3 protein-coding genes and 1 pseudogene are annotated in these 1,924 nt (G+C 76.7%); 3 read left to right on the forward strand and 1 reads right to left on the reverse strand.

From position 1 onward, the window contains the following. The 3 genes and pseudogenes from ABD308_RS37430 to ABD308_RS37440 all read left to right on the forward strand — a co-directional run. Positions 1-369 (forward strand): annotated as a pseudogene (locus ABD308_RS37430) (MFS transporter); the annotation flags it as partial. 52 nt (positions 370-421) lie between these two features. Then, entirely contained in the window at positions 422-658 is a 237-nt protein-coding gene (locus ABD308_RS37435; RefSeq protein ID WP_344345131.1) for a hypothetical protein, read from the forward strand. Between the two features lie 92 nt (positions 659-750). Further along, positions 751-1,302: a methylated-DNA--[protein]-cysteine S-methyltransferase gene (locus ABD308_RS37440; protein WP_344345134.1), complete on the forward strand. Its 552-nt coding sequence runs from the start codon at positions 751-753 to the stop codon at positions 1,300-1,302. Between the two features lie 19 nt (positions 1,303-1,321). Here ABD308_RS37440 and ABD308_RS37445 read toward each other — a convergent pair. Then, positions 1,322-1,924 (reverse strand): ATP-grasp domain-containing protein (locus tag ABD308_RS37445; RefSeq protein ID WP_344345137.1); only part of this gene is annotated, 603 nt, incomplete at its 5' end.

A 1,924-nucleotide genomic window follows, 5' to 3' on the forward strand; every position in this document is an offset into this window, starting at 1 on the left:
GCGGCCGGGGCGCCGCTGGCCTGGACGGCCGGGGCGGCGCTGGTGGCGGGGGCCGGGTCGGCGGTCTGCGGCTCGCTGTACGACTCGACGCTGCAGAGCTGGGTGCCGGCCGAGGTGCTGGCGCGGGTGACGGCGTTCGGCGGGCTGGGCGCCTTCGTGCTGGGGCCGCTGGGCCTGGCGGCGGCCGGTCCGCTGGCCGACCGGGTGGGGGTGCCGGCCGTGCTGGCCTTCGGCGCGGGGTGGCAGCTGGTGGCCGGGGCGGCGGTGCTCCTGGTGCGCGACGTGCGCGGCCGGCGCTGGGAGGAGCCGGACGGGGCGCCGTCGTCCGGGGCCGTGGGAGCGGCCCCGACCGCGGCGGGTGCCGGGTGAGGCGGGCGGTCGTACGGTGGAGGGGTGCGGGGGCGAACGGAGGAGGCAGGACATGCCCGGTTCTCTCACCATCGGCCACCACGAGACGGCCGCGTCCCTGGACCACTCGGACGCCGTGCGGCTCGCCGCCGTCCTGGACGAGCTCGCGTACCTGCTGGGGATCCCGGGGCCGAACCGGATCAACGACGCCCAGCTCGCCGCCCTGTGCGAGGGGCGGGCCCCCGACCGGGCCGAACTGGCGCGCTGGTCGCGGGGGCTCGCCGCGGAGCTGAGGGGCCGGCGCCCCTGACCCCGGCCGCGTCGGAGCACCCGCCGGCCCCGCCGTACGATGGCACGCGGGGCGGGTGGTCCGCGCGCGCCGTGGAGGACGTGGGGGAAGACGTGGCGGAGCGTACGGCGTCGGCGATGTCCTGGCTGACGGTGGACACGCCGCTGCCGAGCGGGCCGCTGCACGTCGCGGTGACCGCGCAGGGCGTGGCGGCCGTCGGCTTCCTCGGCCGGGAGGGCGAACTGCCGCGCTGCGCGGACGAGTCGAAGATCGCCGCGGTGACCGTCCGGGTCGGCGAGTACCTCGCGGGGCGCCGCCGGATGCTGGACCTGCCGATCGACTGGAGCCTGAGCACCGGGCCGCACCGGGCGGTGCTGCGGACCCTGCTGCGCGAGGTGCCGTTCGGGCGGACCATCACCTACGGCGAACTCGCCGTCCGCAGCGGCGTGTTCGGCGAGGTCGAGGAACCCGGCCTGGCGGCCAGGACGGTCGGGCAGATGATGGCCGCCAACCCCGTCGCGCTGTTGGTGCCCTGCCACCGGGTGGTGGCGGCGGACGGGATCGGCGGCTTCGGCGGCGGCCGGGTGGGGATCGACGTGAAGCGCTGGCTGCTCACCCTGGAGGGGGTGCTGGAGCCGACGCTGGACTGGAACGGTCCGCTGTAGTCGGGCGATTGACGGCTGGTCAGTGCACCAGCTGGCCCGCCGGGGGGAGTTGGCGCGTCAGCACCGGCTGGATCCCCGAGACGAGGGTGTACTCGATGCCCGCCGGGTCCCCGGTCCACTCGGTGTCCGGGCGCTCGCCGAGTGCCAACTGCACGGCGTTCCAGGGCAGGTTGAGCCCGCACAGGCGCAGCTGGTGCAGCCCGCCGGAGGGCCGGGTGTTGACGTCGATGACGACCGGCTCGCCGTTCAGGTGCCGGAACTGCACGTTGGAGAGGTACGCCATCCCGGTGGCCTCGACCAGGCGGCGGGCGGGTTCGAGGTACCGGGGCGCCGTGGTGAAGCTGCGGCGGCGCCGGTGCTTGCTGCGCCCGACGGCGGCCAGCAGCGTGCCGTCCAGGTCGGCGAGGCAGTCCACGGAGACCTCGGGGCCCTCCAGGAAGGGCATGACCAGGAGGTCGGTGGCGGCGTCCGGGTCCTCGTGGGCCGCCCGGTCGAGCGCGGCGGCCACCTGGTCGACCTGGACGCGGCTGTCCCAGCCGGCCAGCCGGTGCAGTCCGAACGGTTCGCGGGTGAGGACCCGGAAGCCCTCCCCGCCGGCGCCGGCGGCGGGCTTGAGGCAGGC

It is taken from the genome of Kitasatospora putterlickiae (assembly GCF_039527695.1).
Taxonomy (GTDB): domain Bacteria; phylum Actinomycetota; class Actinomycetes; order Streptomycetales; family Streptomycetaceae; genus Kitasatospora; species Kitasatospora putterlickiae.